Annotated in this window: 14 protein-coding genes and 1 riboswitch; of the genes, 4 read left to right on the top strand and 10 right to left on the bottom strand. The window is 57.5% G+C overall.

Features of this window, described 5'->3' with window-relative positions; genetic code table 11:
* Nucleotides 1-471: 471 nt before the first annotated feature.
* Nucleotides 472-1,920, top strand: coding sequence for a GGDEF domain-containing protein (locus tag I6G83_RS12560; protein WP_054305921.1), 1,449 nt, complete (start codon nt 472-474; stop codon nt 1,918-1,920).
* A 42-nt stretch (nt 1,921-1,962) separates the two neighbouring features.
* On the opposite strand, the gene I6G83_RS12565 is transcribed toward I6G83_RS12560, so the two are convergent.
* Complete coding sequence (locus I6G83_RS12565) at nt 1,963-2,439, bottom strand: cold-shock protein (RefSeq protein WP_015671277.1); 477 nt, start codon at nt 2,437-2,439, stop codon at nt 1,963-1,965.
* A gap of 137 nt (nt 2,440-2,576) precedes the next feature.
* A complete protein-coding gene (locus I6G83_RS12570) occupies nt 2,577-3,740 on the bottom strand; it encodes a M20 peptidase aminoacylase family protein (RefSeq protein WP_054305920.1) in 1,164 nt (387 codons plus the stop codon).
* Nucleotides 3,741-4,039: 299 nt separating this feature from the next.
* Here I6G83_RS12570 and cspE point away from each other — a divergent pair, with 299 nt between their 5' ends.
* On the top strand, nt 4,040-4,249 hold the full coding sequence (gene cspE / locus I6G83_RS12575; protein ID WP_015671279.1) for a transcription antiterminator/RNA stability regulator CspE: 210 nt from the start codon (nt 4,040-4,042) through the stop codon (nt 4,247-4,249).
* Nucleotides 4,250-4,311: 62 nt separating this feature from the next.
* Here the strand turns inward: cspE and I6G83_RS12580 are convergent, their stop codons facing one another.
* From I6G83_RS12580 to crcB, 3 genes are all read right to left on the bottom strand, one after another.
* Nucleotides 4,312-5,502: a Bcr/CflA family efflux MFS transporter gene (locus I6G83_RS12580; protein ID WP_054305919.1), complete on the bottom strand. Its 1,191-nt coding sequence runs from the start codon at nt 5,500-5,502 to the stop codon at nt 4,312-4,314.
* Nucleotides 5,495-6,106: a TetR/AcrR family transcriptional regulator gene (locus I6G83_RS12585; RefSeq protein ID WP_054305918.1), complete on the bottom strand. Its 612-nt coding sequence runs from the start codon at nt 6,104-6,106 to the stop codon at nt 5,495-5,497. The genes I6G83_RS12580 and I6G83_RS12585 overlap by 8 nt, the downstream gene beginning before the upstream one ends.
* Before the next feature lie 290 nt (nt 6,107-6,396).
* The gene (gene crcB, locus I6G83_RS12590) at nt 6,397-6,780 is read right to left on the bottom strand and encodes a fluoride efflux transporter CrcB (protein ID WP_054305917.1); all 384 of its coding nucleotides are present in this window, start codon (nt 6,778-6,780) and stop codon (nt 6,397-6,399) included.
* Nucleotides 6,781-6,856: 76 nt separating this feature from the next.
* A riboswitch (Fluoride riboswitch) is annotated at nt 6,857-6,933 on the bottom strand.
* Nucleotides 6,934-7,134: 201 nt separating this feature from the next.
* Between crcB and tatA the strand changes: the two genes are divergently transcribed.
* Nucleotides 7,135-7,344, top strand: coding sequence for a Sec-independent protein translocase subunit TatA (gene tatA / locus I6G83_RS12595; RefSeq protein ID WP_054305916.1), 210 nt, complete (start codon nt 7,135-7,137; stop codon nt 7,342-7,344).
* Between the two features lie 93 nt (nt 7,345-7,437).
* On the opposite strand, the gene lipA is transcribed toward tatA, so the two are convergent.
* On the bottom strand, nt 7,438-8,403 hold the full coding sequence (gene lipA / locus I6G83_RS12600) for a lipoyl synthase (RefSeq protein WP_054305915.1): 966 nt from the start codon (nt 8,401-8,403) through the stop codon (nt 7,438-7,440).
* A 319-nt stretch (nt 8,404-8,722) separates the two neighbouring features.
* Here lipA and I6G83_RS12605 point away from each other — a divergent pair, with 319 nt between their 5' ends.
* A complete protein-coding gene (locus tag I6G83_RS12605) occupies nt 8,723-9,328 on the top strand; it encodes a putative adhesin (RefSeq protein ID WP_138111370.1) in 606 nt (201 codons plus the stop codon).
* 72 nt (nt 9,329-9,400) lie between these two features.
* Here the strand turns inward: I6G83_RS12605 and lipB are convergent, their stop codons facing one another.
* From lipB to rlpA, 4 genes are all read right to left on the bottom strand, one after another.
* Nucleotides 9,401-10,066, bottom strand: coding sequence for a lipoyl(octanoyl) transferase LipB (lipB, locus tag I6G83_RS12610; RefSeq protein WP_171020709.1), 666 nt, complete (start codon nt 10,064-10,066; stop codon nt 9,401-9,403).
* A gap of 134 nt (nt 10,067-10,200) precedes the next feature.
* Nucleotides 10,201-10,467, bottom strand: a complete 267-nt coding sequence (ybeD, locus tag I6G83_RS12615; protein ID WP_015671288.1) for a DUF493 family protein YbeD — start codon at nt 10,465-10,467, stop codon at nt 10,201-10,203.
* A 102-nt stretch (nt 10,468-10,569) separates the two neighbouring features.
* Nucleotides 10,570-11,781 (bottom strand): D-alanyl-D-alanine carboxypeptidase DacA, encoded by a 1,212-nt coding sequence (gene dacA, locus I6G83_RS12620; protein WP_015671289.1) that lies wholly within the window; start codon nt 11,779-11,781, stop codon nt 10,570-10,572.
* Nucleotides 11,782-11,954: 173 nt separating this feature from the next.
* Nucleotides 11,955-13,025 carry an endolytic peptidoglycan transglycosylase RlpA gene (rlpA, locus tag I6G83_RS12625; protein ID WP_054305912.1) on the bottom strand — a complete coding sequence of 357 codons (1,071 nt, stop codon included), beginning with the start codon at nt 13,023-13,025 and terminating at the stop codon, nt 11,955-11,957.
* Nucleotides 13,026-13,034: the final 9 nt, after the last annotated feature.

Below are 13,034 nucleotides of genomic sequence, written 5' to 3' on the forward strand. Positions count from 1 at the left end.
GTGTATTACCCATCCCCATTGAGTTTATCCCGCCTTGTGCGGGATTTTTTTTATTTGCGCCCCTGAAGCAGGGGGACTGCATGTAAAGTCGCCTGACGACGGTGTCCGGGCCGGGCGCTTTACCGGGAGGAGCGAGAACGGCGCATTATTCTCCCTGCGCTAAAATAGTGATAAGGACATTTCGCAAATAGTGAGGCGAAATTATCTTGCACTATTATTGTGGTCTTATGTTTGTTCCGCAATACAGTAGGTTGCGCTATGCTATTAACCCAAGAGGCGCTTCTGCGGGAAACAGGCCTATGCGCAGACAGATATAGGAAGATTCTGTTAAATAAAGGTTAATACCTTTTTATCTTTGAACCGTCTGGTTTTTCCCGTCGCAATCTGGTTTATATATTCTCCTTATTTTGCTGGGGCATGGAATGATATGCATACAACTGTTCTGGTTATGATGTTTGCGTGGTTCAGGCGATGAACGCCAGAATGATTTCTAAGCATGGGTTGCCTGGCGCAGTGCGGCTGATTAATCTTTTTTTGCTGGTTTTTTTTCTCTCTTTAGTCGGCATTTTTTCCCGTCCTCTTGATTCCCTGTCCTTATTTTGGCCGGTCAATGCCATCCTGCTGGGCGTGCTGCTGCGTAAACCGGCCTATGCCGGGCCGTCAGGCTGGCTGGTAACCTATATCGCCATGATCGGCGCGGATTTGACCACCGGTGAAGGATGGATGCTGGCGCTGTGGCTGAACCTGTGCAATATGTCGCTGGTGGCGACAGGGTACGGCGTGATGCGGCTGTTGCCGCAGTCGCAGCGGCGCATGGGTAACCCGCAGGCCATTTTGTATCTGTTTGCCGCCAGCCTGGCCGGCGCGGTGGTGGCATCGACCCTGTCGGTACTGCGTAACGACAGCCTGTATAACAATACGGTGCTGACCGCCTGGCTGGCGTGGTTCAGCGAACAATTTTCCACTACTTTGCTGATTTTACCGGTACTGCTGGCGGCGCCGCGGTTAAAAACGCTGCTGCGTATGCAGTATCACTGGAATTTGCGCGACAGCCTGCCGCTGTTGGCGCTGCTGGGGTCATTGCTGTTTAGCATCTATATCGGCGGTCCCGGCGCTATCGCGTTTCCGATCCCGGCGCTGCTGTGGTGCGCGGTGCGCTACCAGCTGTTTACCGTGACGCTGCTGGCGTTGCTGACCGGGGTGGTGGAGATATGCGCGATCTCCGCTAACGTGATGCTGTACGAAACGCCGGCCTCACGCGGCGCGTTGCTGGATACCCTGATGTCGGCGCGTCTGGGGATCGCCATGCTGGTGATGGGGCCGCTGATCCTCTCCAGTTCGATGGTGGCCAACCGCAAGCTGGTACGCCGCCTGGAGCATAGCGGCAACCATGATTTTCTGACCGGTACGCTGACGCGCAGCGCGCTGACGCGTAAGGCCAGAGAGCTGCTGGAACACAAACGGCGTTCTAAAGAGGCGGTATCGCTGCTGCTGATTGATATTGACCATTTCAAACTGATTAATGACACCCATGGGCATATCGTCGGCGACCGGGTATTGACGCATGTGACTCACGTATTGCGGCGTGAATTGCGCCGCGACCAACCTCTCGGTCGCCTGGGCGGGGAAGAGTTCGCTGCCGTATTGCCGCGCGCACTGGCGGCGCAGGCGGTGGCGTTAGGCGAATTTCTGCGTCAGCAGGTGGAAAAGAGCGAGGTGAACATTGGGCATAAGCCACTCAAGATCACTATCAGCGTCGGCGTAGCCAGCCTGGCGATGAAGGAAGTTAAATCCTGGGAACAGTTGATGAATATGGCCGATATCGCGCTGTATCGCGCCAAATCGCTGGGACGTAATCGGGTGGAGTCTTTTAATGCGGTGAGCGGCAGCAGCGTCGATCATATCTGGTTTAAAGAGTAACGGCGGGTGAGCCTGAGGAAAGGCTCACCCGCATCATTGTGCTTACAGGCCTTGCAGCGCCTGCAGCGTCTCGTCCAGATCGATCTCATATTCGGAGAAGGTGTGGGTGACGTTCTGGAAGGTGACCACCGACAGCATGCGCAGCGTCTGCATCTCCGGGGCGCTCTCCGTCTGCGGGCGAATACGGTTCATCAGCAGGCCAACCGATAACACGGTGTTCTCTTTGTCCACCTGGTTCTGTACCGGCACCTCTTTGGTGAAGGTGTGGAAGGATTTGATGCTGCTGATTTTAATACGTTCATTGGCAATGATGATGTATTTGCTCGGGGCCAGCACTTTCACCGCGTAGGCGGAGGGGCCTTTGGCATTGTTGGTCGGCTCAAACGTTACCGCAGCGTTTTTCTTAATCAGATCGGGGTTTTGTACTTTCACCACGTGAAAATAGCGATTTTCCCCATTTTCATCGGTAATAAAGCCAAAGCCTTTATCTGCAAAAAAAGTCGTTATCTTGCCGTTCATCATCATTCTCATTAATTCGTTCAATACAACGCTTATGATAGCGCGTAATGCCGTGCAGCAACAGGGGCAGCGGCGTTGCGCGATGATGATGTCAGGCTTTCCGCCGCGCTGCCGCGGCGGAAGGGGAGCGGCGGGGATCAGGCGTGGCTGACGGCCCGTTGTGGAACGTCGGCCAGCTGCTGCAGGGCGCGTTCCGCCAGGCGTTCAAAATATTGCGACGCCGGGAAAATGGCCTGTTCATCAGGCGTAAAGCGCGGGTGATGCAGGCCGAATTCGCTGGCCGAACCGATGCTGACAAACACGCCGGGCACATGATGCAGATAAATGGCAAAATCCTCGCCGCCCATCTGCAGCTCGGCTTCCTCGACCCGATAGCCGAACTCCTTCGCCACTGCTTGGCTGAAGGCCGCCCAGCGGGCGTGGTTAATCAGCGCCGGCGGCCCGGGGTGCCAGCTCAGTTCGGCCTGTGCGCCCAGCGAGGCGGCTACGCCGTCGATCACCTGGCGAATTTTATCCGGCACCTGACGACGCACGTCGCCGTTATGGGTGCGCACCGTACCTTCCAGTTCCACCGTCTGCGGCAGTACATTCCAGGTATTGCCGCCCTCAATGCGCGTAACGCTGACCACCACCGCCTCCAGCGAGCTGAAACTGCGGCTCGGCAAGGTTTGCAGCGCGCTCACGATATGGCTGGCGGTGACGATGGTATCAATACCCTGTTCCGGTTTGGCGGCGTGCGCGCCTTTGCCGGTGATCCGGATCTGAAAGCGGTCGACGTTGGCATAGAAGGGGCCGGCGCGGGTGGCGAAGGTGCCGGTGGGCAATTCCGGCGCATTGTGCAGGCCGAACACGGCCGCGACGCCGTCCAGCGCGCCGGCGTCAATCAGCTGCTGGGCGCCGTCGCAGGTTTCTTCCGCCGGCTGGAAAAAGATACGCACCCGTCCCGGCAATGAAGATTCGCGCGCTTTAAGCAGGCGGGCGGCGCCGAGCATGACCGCAGTGTGGAAATCATGTCCGCAGGCGTGCATCACCCCGGGATGGCGCGAGGCGAAAGGCACGTCGGCGAGTTCCGCAATCGGCAGGGCGTCAATATCGCCGCGCAGGGCGATCAGCGGCCCGTCGCCGCGGCCGATTTCGGCTACGACGCCGGTGGTTAGCGCCAGCGGCAGGATGCGGATATCGGCCTGCTGCAGCCAGCGGGTAATACGCTCGGTAGTGGCGAACTCCTGATTGGACAGTTCGGGATGCTGATGCAGTTCACGGCGGTAGGCGATGACTTGGTCGGCCAGTTGACAGGGCATAGGCTTCTCTCGGTTAGCTGAGGTTATGCTTAACCCTAGTCCAGCGGCGACGGAAGCAAAAAGATTATCTGGTTATATTTCATAGCCATTCGGTTTGCCGGCGGCGGCGTGGATCTGAGCGGATAATCCTGGAAAGTGCGTGTTTTATGGGCGGAACGGGCGCTTTACGGCGGCAGATGCCGGTTATTGCACTTTTTATCCGCGTTATGTGATCTGGACAGTGGACAAAAAGCCGGCCAGTTGCTGTACTGTATCTGACACACGATTTGTGTCTTACATTCACGTTAAAGGTAAGTTTGATGTCTAAGATTAAAGGTAGCGTTAAGTGGTTTAATGAATCTAAAGGTTTCGGTTTCATTACTCCGGAAGATGGTAGCAAGGACGTTTTCGTTCACTTTTCTGCCATCGTTAGCAATGGTTTCAAAACGCTCGCTGAAGGCCAGCAGGTAGAATTTGAAATCACCAATGGCGCTAAAGGCCCATCTGCAGCTAACGTTACCGCGATTTAAGCGACGCACTAGCCGCTTTGCTGAAAACCCGCTCCGATGAGCGGGTTTTTTATTGCCATCGTTCAGCGCGGCGCTTTGGGCACCAGCAGGGTAAACAGCATGATGGCGATGAAATAGCAGCCGAAAATCGTCAGCGCCATCGATACGCTGGAGGTGCCGCCCAACCCGGTGAGCGGCACGCTGCAGGCGCCGAGCGCGAACATGCAGACGCCAATCAGGGCGGACGCGCTGCCGGCTTTGTCTCCCTGGCTTTGCATGGCCAGCGACGACGCGGTCGGGCCGATGCTGCCGACGGCGGCAATGGCGAAGAACAGCGTCGCCAGCAGCAGCGGCAGCGGCGCATGCAGCCAGCCGGCCAGCAGCAACAGCAGCGAGGCGGTGGCCGCCAGCGTCAGGCCGCATTTTAGCACCCGCATTTCGCCGAAGCTTCGGCTCAGGCGCGCTGCCGTCTGGGCGGAAATCACCAGCCCGATGCCGTTCATCGCAAAGCACAGGCTGAACATCTGCGGGCTGAGGCCGTAGATCTGCTGTAGGACGAAAGGCGAAGCGCCGATATAGGCAAACATCCCGGCCATGACGAATCCCTGCGTCAGGCACAGCCCCATAAACTGCCGTTGGCGCAGCAGCCCGCCCAGCGAACGCAGCATCGACAGCATGCCGCCCTGGCTGCGCCGCTCCGGCGGCAACGATTCGCTGAGTTTCAGCAGCGACAGGGTGAAAAGCAGCAGGGCGATCAACGCCAGCGCATCAAAAATGCCGCGCCAGTCCATAAATTTCAGCAGCGCGCCGCCCAGCACCGGCGCGACGATCGGCGCCAGTCCGTTCACCAGCATCAGCAGCGCGAAGAAGCGCGTTAACTCATGGCCAGAATACATATCGCGCGCAATGGCGCGTGAGATCACGGCGCCGCCGGAACCGGCCAGCCCTTGCAGCAGGCGGGCGATCAGCAGTTGGTCGATGCTGGTGGCCATGGCGCACCACAGCGAGGCGGCCAATAAAATCAGCAGCGACAGCAGCAGGGGACGGATACGTCCCAGTTTGTCGCTGTAGGGGCCGAAGATCAGCTGGCCGAGGCCCAGCCCCAGCAGGCCGGCGGTCAGGCTCAGCTGCGCGGTGGCGGTTGAGGTGCCCAGCTCGGCGGTCATTTCCGGCAGCGCCGGCAGGTAAAGGTCGATGCATAATGGCCCCAGTGCGGCCAGCAGGCCCAGGACGGCGGCATAGACTAATCGTTGACGGGCGTGTTGTTTACTCATTAGGTGTAGCGGACTCGCGGAACAGATGGGAGATAGCCTGCTGGTATAACGCTTCCAGCAGTTTGGGATCGGCTTTTTGCGTAGTAAGCAGGCGGTAACCGGTGCCTTCGCTGAGCACGGCGATAAACTCGACGCGCGCGGCGATCTCTTCGTCGCTGAACGACGGGTAGAGCTGTTGCAGATTGCGGCAAACGTGGCGGAACAGGCGCGCTTCGGCGTCGCTCAGCATGGCGGCCACCGCCGGGTTGCGCGTCGCTTCAGCGGTCACTTCCAGCATCAGCAGGTGATCGTCCTCGCTTTGCCCCGGTAATTGATACAGCGTCCGCGTGGCGAGCGTGCCGGCAATCAGGTTGATGTGATCGCTGAGATCCTCAAGGCGGCGCATTTTCTCGTTGATAATGCGGTTGACGATCTCGGCGATAATGGCGTCTTTATTAACGAAGTAACGGTAAATCTGCCCGACGCTCAGGGCCGAACGCTGGGCGATTTCCGCCATGCTGGCGGCATGAAAGCCATACTGACGAAAACAGGCTTTAGCCGCTGCGACGATTTGGTTACGGCGCAGTTCGGCTTTCGCCTGCCTGCTTGCTGCTGGGGATGACATGTCCCGGTCCTATCGCTGACAAAGGAAGAAACGCAGTTTGAGTGCGAACGTTCATTCTCAATTGTAGCGCAGGCGTGATGATTTGTGAAAATCTTTGCGCGGACCGCTGACGGCCCGCTTAGCTGAACAGGTAAAGGTGAATAAACGCGGCGACCGTGGCAACGCACAGCGCGGCGGCGGCAAACTCAGCGGCGGTTTTCGGCATACTCCACATAGCGATCCTCATCCGGTTTTTATGACCCTGGATGAGGATTATCCGTATGCAACATTAAGAAAACATTAAGCGTGGATTACTGCCCGGTGAACCAGGCAACCAGCAGGTATGCCAGCATCGTCATCAGCAGCGAGCCGGCCAGGTTCAGCATGGCGTTGGTGAGCGCCCACAGAAAACGCCCGTCCTGCAGCAGGGAGACGACTTCCAGTGAGAAGGTGGAAAAGGTGGTCAGGCCGCCGCAGAAACCGGTAGTCAGCAGCAGCCGCCAGGTGGGGTCGATGGAGGCGGCGCGGGTCATCAGCGCCATGGCCAGGCCAATGATAAAGCCCCCCAGCAGGTTGACGGTCAGGGTGCCGATCGGAATGGCGGAATGCAGCGGATTGAGCCGCAGGCTGATGCTCCAGCGCAGTACGCTGCCTAAGCCGCCGCCGATAAATACGGCCAGTAAAGAATTCAACATGGTCAGAAGCCCTTTCAAACAGAAGAGTAAGATGCTCAGAAGGGGTACGGGCGCAACGCTACGCACCTCATTCTGAGGTTACGCAGACATCATCAGCCGGTCAGGCGGTTTATCCCTTATCGGGGCGGGAGGAATGTCATCTCCGTGGTCGATAAGCAGCAACTATCGATGACACGATGTTACACGTTGCGCCGGCGGTTTTGTAGTCCCGGCGGTAAATTACCCCGACGTTCGGCGATCTTACTCTGTTACAGGTTACCGTTGTTTTATTTGCCAGAAAGCGGATAACTAGGCGCAGGCAAGATTTATTTCTTTCGCTGCGTCCTGCAGCACTGGGTATTAAAGAAGGTGAATATGGAAGGTATCAGTATTACCAAACTGTTGGTGATTGCGGTATTGATCGTCTTATTGTTCGGTACCAGCAAACTGCGCACGCTGGGCGCCGATCTGGGCGCGGCGCTGAAGGGCTTTAAAAAAGCGGTGGGCGACGATACCCCGCCGGCGCAGAAGACTGCAGAAGATAACGCCGCGAACCCGCAGAGCGTCGAAAAGAAAGACGCCTGAAGCCGCATAAAAAAACGGATGCCCGACGGCATCCGTTTTTTTGCGCGGTCAGTCAGCGAAAGCGTAACAAAACGTTACCCCTCCGCTGCGGCATTATTTGACTTCCATGCCTTTCGCCTGCAGATCGGCGTGATAAGAAGAGCGGACAAACGGGCCGCATGCTGCGTGGGTAAAGCCCATCGCCAGCGCTTCTTCTTTCATCTCTTCAAACTCCGCCGGGCTGACGTAGCGCTGTACCGGCAGGTGATGGCGGCTTGGCTGCAGGTATTGGCCCAGCGTCAGCATGGTGACGCCGTGACGGCGTAAATCGCGCATCACTTCAATGATTTCTTCGTTGGTTTCCCCCAGCCCGACCATCAGGCCAGACTTGGTCGGGATATCCGGGTGCGCTTCTTTAAAGCGCTCCAGCAACTTCAGCGACCACTCGTAGTTGGCGCCCGGACGCACCTGGCGGTAAATACGCGGCACGTTTTCCAGGTTGTGGTTGAAGACGTCCGGCGGCGTAGCCGTCAGGATCTCCAGCGCGCGATCCATACGGCCGCGGAAGTCCGGCACCAGGGTTTCGATTTTGATGTTCGGGTTTTTAGCGCGGATGGCGCTGATGCAGTCGGCAAAGTGCTGAGCGCCGCCGTCGCGCAGATCGTCGCGGTCAACGGAGGTGATCACCACATAGCGCAGCGCCATATCGGCGATGGTTTGCGCCAGTTTTTCCGGCTCGTTGGCATCGGGGGCAACGGGACGACCATGAGCCACGTCGCAGAATGGGCAGCGGCGGGTGCAGATCGCGCCAAGGATCATAAAGGTGGCGGTACCGTGGTTAAAACATTCAGACAGGTTAGGGCAGGAGGCTTCTTCACAGACCGAATGCAGACCATTCTTACGCATTGCGGCTTTGATGCCCTGGATCCGCGTTGAGTCGGCGGGCAGTTTGATTTTCATCCACTCGGGTTTACGTAACAGCTCCTGCCGTTCGGTGACCACCGTTTTGACCGGGATCAGCGCCATTTTGTCTGCATCGCGGTATTTGACGCCGCGTTCCATCTGAATTGGTTTACTCATAGTCGTGCAGGTTCCAGTTACGAAACTCGACTTTTGTTTTTATCTTTTAACATCAATAAATTAAAAAGCCGTAGTAAGAAGTAGGTAAAAACTTGGCGATACTATACCACTTTTACCGCGATCCATTCAGCCCCTGTATCGCGATGGGAGCCTGCGTCATTATACCCGCTCTTGGCCGTTTGCCGTAGCGCACCGGGCGCATTCTGTGCGGTCGGGGAAAAGGCCCGCTGACGATCCGGAGATTTTTCGGCAGTGCACGGGAAAAAACAGAGATTTTGTCTACACTGATTTTCCATATGCGTTTATATGGAGATGAGCTATGGATCTTTACCAGAATACCGTTGGGAGCAACCTGTATGTGTGGTCGCACAAACGGGCTGCCCCCAGCGCTAATGAGTGCATTATTACCGCACATGGTGCGTCGCGCACTTCCAAGAGCGGTATGTCATCCGAGCTGAAGGATGTGGAGCTGGTTTATTATACTCGCCACGGTGAAACTCTGTCGGATCCTTCACTGTTGCAGATGATCATTGGCGCCGTACCGCAGTATGAAAGTATGAAGGCGAACGCATCCCATGACTATGATCTGGGTAAGTACACCAACAGCCAGGTGAACGGAGGCAAACGGCATAACGAGGCAAACGAAAGCTATCACAGCGTCAGGAATCTGTACAACACCGCGGATGCGAAACCGCAGGAGCTGCGCGATAACGCGGCGAGGTTCAGAAGTGCCGGCATGGTCACTCATGCGGACAATCTTGAGCGTGATGCGGCGCAGTATAAGAACATTACGCAGTATGATGTGATCACCCTGCGTAATCGTATCCACCGCAGTTTTAATTCTCTGACACTGTCTGAAGTGATCAGGGAACTGCGGCGTTATGGCTACAAATATCAGAGAATCCACTGTGCGTTCTGCCGTTGAATGGCGGACACCCTGGCGCAGCAATAAAAAACCACCGACAGGTGGTTTTTTATGCATATGACAAGCCGGCAACTACAGGTAGTCGTCCAATACCCAGTCACCGGTTTCAACCTGACGGTAGCCAAGCTGGCGGACAAACTCCTGCACCAGAACCGGCGCCACATCCTCAATTGACGCGCCGGGCGCCAGCGCGCTGACCTGGGTCATCTGCATGCCGGCGTAACCGCAGGGATTAATACGCTGGAACGGAGCCAGATCCATCGCCACATTGAGCGCCAGGCCGTGGAAGGAGCTGCCTTTGCGGATACGCAGCCCCAGCGAGCAGATTTTCTGCTCGCCGACGTAGACGCCGGGCGCGTCGGGGCGCGCGCGTGAATCGATCTGGAAGTGGCCGAGGGTCTGAACCACGGTGTCTTCAATCGCGCTGACCAACTGGCGTACGCCAACTTTATTGCGCTTGAGATCGACCATCACGTACATCACCTGCTGGCCGGGACCATGGTAGGTGACCTGGCCGCCGCGATCGCTTTGAATCACCGGGATATCGCCGGGCATCAGCAGGTGTTCCGCTTTACCGGCCTGGCCTTGGGTAAATACCGGCGCATGCTGCACCAGCCACAGTTCATCGGTGGTGTCGGCGCTGCGGCGATCGGTGAAGTTGTGCATGGCCTGGGAGACTGGCTCATAGGGCTGCAGCCCCAGCTGACGTACTATGATCTTATCGTGTTGCACGGGCATCGTCAGGTTACGGAAGTGGTGCGGCCATTATATCGGGCGCCCCGGCTGGCGACCAGCGTTTAGCGGCCCAAAAATGCGCAACCCGGGCGGACTGGCGTCGGACCCGGGTTGTTCAGTCGTCGTTCAGGCGGTGATTACAGCACCATACGGACAATTTCAATGTTGCCCAGCTCTTCATACAGCTTCTCCACCTGGTCGATATGGGTGGCGTTGATGGTAATGGAAACGGAGTGGTAGTTACCTTTGCTGCTCGGCTTAATCTGCGGATTATAATCACCGGGCGCATGGCGCTGCACCACTTCAACTACCTGGTCAACCAGCTCAGGCTGTGCCAGCCCCATCACCTTGTAAGTAAATGAGCAAGGGAATTCGAGCAGTTCGTTCAGTTTCGTTTTTTGCATGTGCGGGCGCTCCAGCGTGACATCTTCTCTAAATTATAACTCCCGCCGGAGCGGGAGTTAGTGTTATTTACCATATGGGGGCGTTTTCGCCGCTTTCAAGCGTTAGCCGAACCAGTGATGGAACATCAGCTTGATGTAATCCACCAGACGACCGAAGATGCCGCCTTCTTTCACTTCATTCAGCACCACCAGCGGACGCTGGTCGATGGTTTTACCGTCCAGTTGGAAATTGATGCTGCCGACAACCTGATTTTTGGTCAGCGGCGCGTGGATTTCCGGCGTGTTGAGCACGTAGCTGGCTTTCAGATCTTTCATCCGGCCGCGCGGGATGGTCAGGTAAACGTCTTTATCGACGCCCAGCTCAACGCGGTCGGCATCGCCGAACCATACCGGCTCAGAGGCGAACTCTTTGCCTGCCTTCAGCGGCGCGACGGTTTCAAAGAAGCGGAAGCCCCAGGTCAGCAGCTTTTTACTTTCGGTTTCACGGCCTTTATAGGTATGGCCGCCCAGCACGGCGGAGATCAGACGCATCTGACCTTCGGTGGCGGAAGCCACCAGGTTGTAACCTGCGGCGTTGGTGTGACCGGTTTTGATGCCGTCGACGTTCAGGCTCTTATCCCACAGCAGACCGTTGCGGTTTACCTGACGGATATTGTTAAAGGTGAACTCTTTTTCTTTATAGATGGCGTACTCGTCCGGCACGTCGCGGATCAGCGCCTGGCCGATCAGCGCCATATCGCGCGCGGAGCTGAACTGTCCGTCGGCGTCCAGACCGTGCACGGTCTTGAAGTGGGTATTTTTCAGGCCCAGCTGCTGAACGTAGTTGTTCATCAGATTGACGAATGAATCCTGGCTGCCCGCCACGTAGTCGGCCATCGCCACGCAGGCGTCATTGCCGGACTGCAGGTTGATGCCGCGCGTCAGTTTGGAAACCGGTACGCGATCGCCCGGCTTCAGGAACATCAGCGAAGAGCCTTTGAACACCGGGTTGCCGGTCGCCCAGGCGTCCTGGCCGACGGTGACCAGATCGTCCTGGCCGATTTTACCGGCTTTCAGCGCCTGGCCGATGACGTAGCTGGTCATCATTTTGGTCAGGCTGGCCGGGTCGCGACGCGCATCCGCATTGGATTCCGCCAGAACCTTACCGGAGTTGTAATCAATCAGGATGTAAGATTCCGCGTCAATTTGCGGAACACCCGGGATCATGGTTTTAAGGTTGGCGTCTTCGGCCTGCGCGCTGCTGGCAGCGCCCATAGCGATAACGGTGCTGAGCGCGATGCCCTTGATTAAGCGAAAAGAAGTTACATGTTTCATGATCTGGACTACAACATCCGTGAAAGTAAGTTAAAAACGTGCCTCACTATAGCAGATGGGATCCCGGCAGGCATTAGCCAATCCTCTGACCGATCACGGTTTTTACATTTTTAGCTGCAAGAAAATGTTTCAGCTAAAACTGCCGATCGGCGTGAGCCTGCCGGACGCCATGCTTAGTGTGCGGCGGTGACAAATGATTGTTGTTTGGCTTCCGCGGCCAGGCGCTGCTGCAGCACCAGCGCCTGCTGGCGATCGCTGAACGGGCCAAGCTGTACGCGGTGCACGGTACCGTTGGTGGAGACGCTGCCCGGCACGCCGAACTGCTGGCTGAGCTGCTGCTGCCAGGCCTGCGCGCGCTCGGCATTGCTCAGCGCACCGACCTGAACGACATAGCCTGCGCTCGGCGCTGTCGCGGCGGCGGTTGTTGCTGCACCGGCCGCGGTGACGGTGGCCGCAGCGGCTAGCGGTGCTGATGATGGCGCGGCGGCGTTGGCGCTTTGCGTGCCGCCAGGCGTCGTGGCGAGCAGGCCGCCGTTACCGTTTGCCGCAGCGCGGGTTTCACCGCTGGTCAGAGTGCTGTTATCGATAGCGTGGACGTCATTGTTATTGAGCGCCGGCGCATCCTGCTGCACCGGGGTGCCCATGGCGCCGCTGCTCAGGTTGGGGCGTGCGGGCAGGGCGTAGCTCTGCTTGGCGACGGTGGTGCCGACGGTGCCCGGCCCGCTCAGCGTGCCGTCCGGCGCGACGTTGATAAAATCAACTTTCACCCGCGTATTGTTTGACAGATTGAGGCGGTCGGCGGCGGCTTTCGACAGGTCGATAATGCGCCCTTTCACATAAGGGCCGCGATCGTTGACGCGCACCACCAATTGACGGCCGTTGGCCAGGTTGGTGACGCGTACGTAGCTTGGGATCGGCAGCGTCGGGTGCGCCGCGCTCAGGGCATAAGGATCGAAGGTTTCACCGATGGCGGTGCGGTTGCCGCTGGATTCTTCACCGTACCAGCTTGCCAGCCCGGTCTGTGAGAAGTTCTGCGGATTTTTGACGATGCGGTAGCTGTCGCCGTTCACTTTATAATCCTGCAGCGTACCCGGGTTATAAGGTTCATAATGGGGTTCCACACCGCTGATCTCGACCACCGGGCCATTATACGGCACGGCGGGCGGCGCCTGCTGCTCATCAGTGGTGGCACAGGCGGAAAGCAATACCGCCGCCGCGCCGATCCAAAGCCATTCCTTACGCATTACTCACCT

This window comes from Serratia rubidaea (assembly GCF_016026735.1).
Lineage (GTDB): Bacteria > Pseudomonadota > Gammaproteobacteria > Enterobacterales > Enterobacteriaceae > Serratia_B > Serratia_B rubidaea.

What these genes read in the sequence shown, in the direction of transcription:
- I6G83_RS12585 (WP_054305918.1), bottom strand. Translation starts at nt 6,106, where the DNA reads ATGTCATCCCCAGCAGCAAGCAGGCAGGCGAAAGCCGAACTGCGCCGT.
- crcB (WP_054305917.1), bottom strand. Translation starts at nt 6,780, where the DNA reads ATGTTGAATTCTTTACTGGCCGTATTTATCGGCGGCGGCTTAGGCAGC.
- I6G83_RS12605 (WP_138111370.1), top strand. Translation starts at nt 8,723, where the DNA reads ATGGATCTTTACCAGAATACCGTTGGGAGCAACCTGTATGTGTGGTCG.
- I6G83_RS12560 (WP_054305921.1), top strand. Translation starts at nt 472, where the DNA reads ATGAACGCCAGAATGATTTCTAAGCATGGGTTGCCTGGCGCAGTGCGG.
- tatA (WP_054305916.1), top strand. Translation starts at nt 7,135, where the DNA reads ATGGAAGGTATCAGTATTACCAAACTGTTGGTGATTGCGGTATTGATC.
- I6G83_RS12580 (WP_054305919.1), bottom strand. Translation starts at nt 5,502, where the DNA reads ATGAGTAAACAACACGCCCGTCAACGATTAGTCTATGCCGCCGTCCTG.
- lipB (WP_171020709.1), bottom strand. Translation starts at nt 10,066, where the DNA reads ATGCCCGTGCAACACGATAAGATCATAGTACGTCAGCTGGGGCTGCAG.
- I6G83_RS12570 (WP_054305920.1), bottom strand. Translation starts at nt 3,740, where the DNA reads ATGCCCTGTCAACTGGCCGACCAAGTCATCGCCTACCGCCGTGAACTG.
- cspE (WP_015671279.1), top strand. Translation starts at nt 4,040, where the DNA reads ATGTCTAAGATTAAAGGTAGCGTTAAGTGGTTTAATGAATCTAAAGGT.
- I6G83_RS12565 (WP_015671277.1), bottom strand. Translation starts at nt 2,439, where the DNA reads ATGAACGGCAAGATAACGACTTTTTTTGCAGATAAAGGCTTTGGCTTT.
- rlpA (WP_054305912.1), bottom strand. Translation starts at nt 13,025, where the DNA reads ATGCGTAAGGAATGGCTTTGGATCGGCGCGGCGGCGGTATTGCTTTCC.
- ybeD (WP_015671288.1), bottom strand. Translation starts at nt 10,467, where the DNA reads ATGCAAAAAACGAAACTGAACGAACTGCTCGAATTCCCTTGCTCATTT.
- dacA (WP_015671289.1), bottom strand. Translation starts at nt 11,781, where the DNA reads ATGAAACATGTAACTTCTTTTCGCTTAATCAAGGGCATCGCGCTCAGC.
- lipA (WP_054305915.1), bottom strand. Translation starts at nt 8,403, where the DNA reads ATGAGTAAACCAATTCAGATGGAACGCGGCGTCAAATACCGCGATGCA.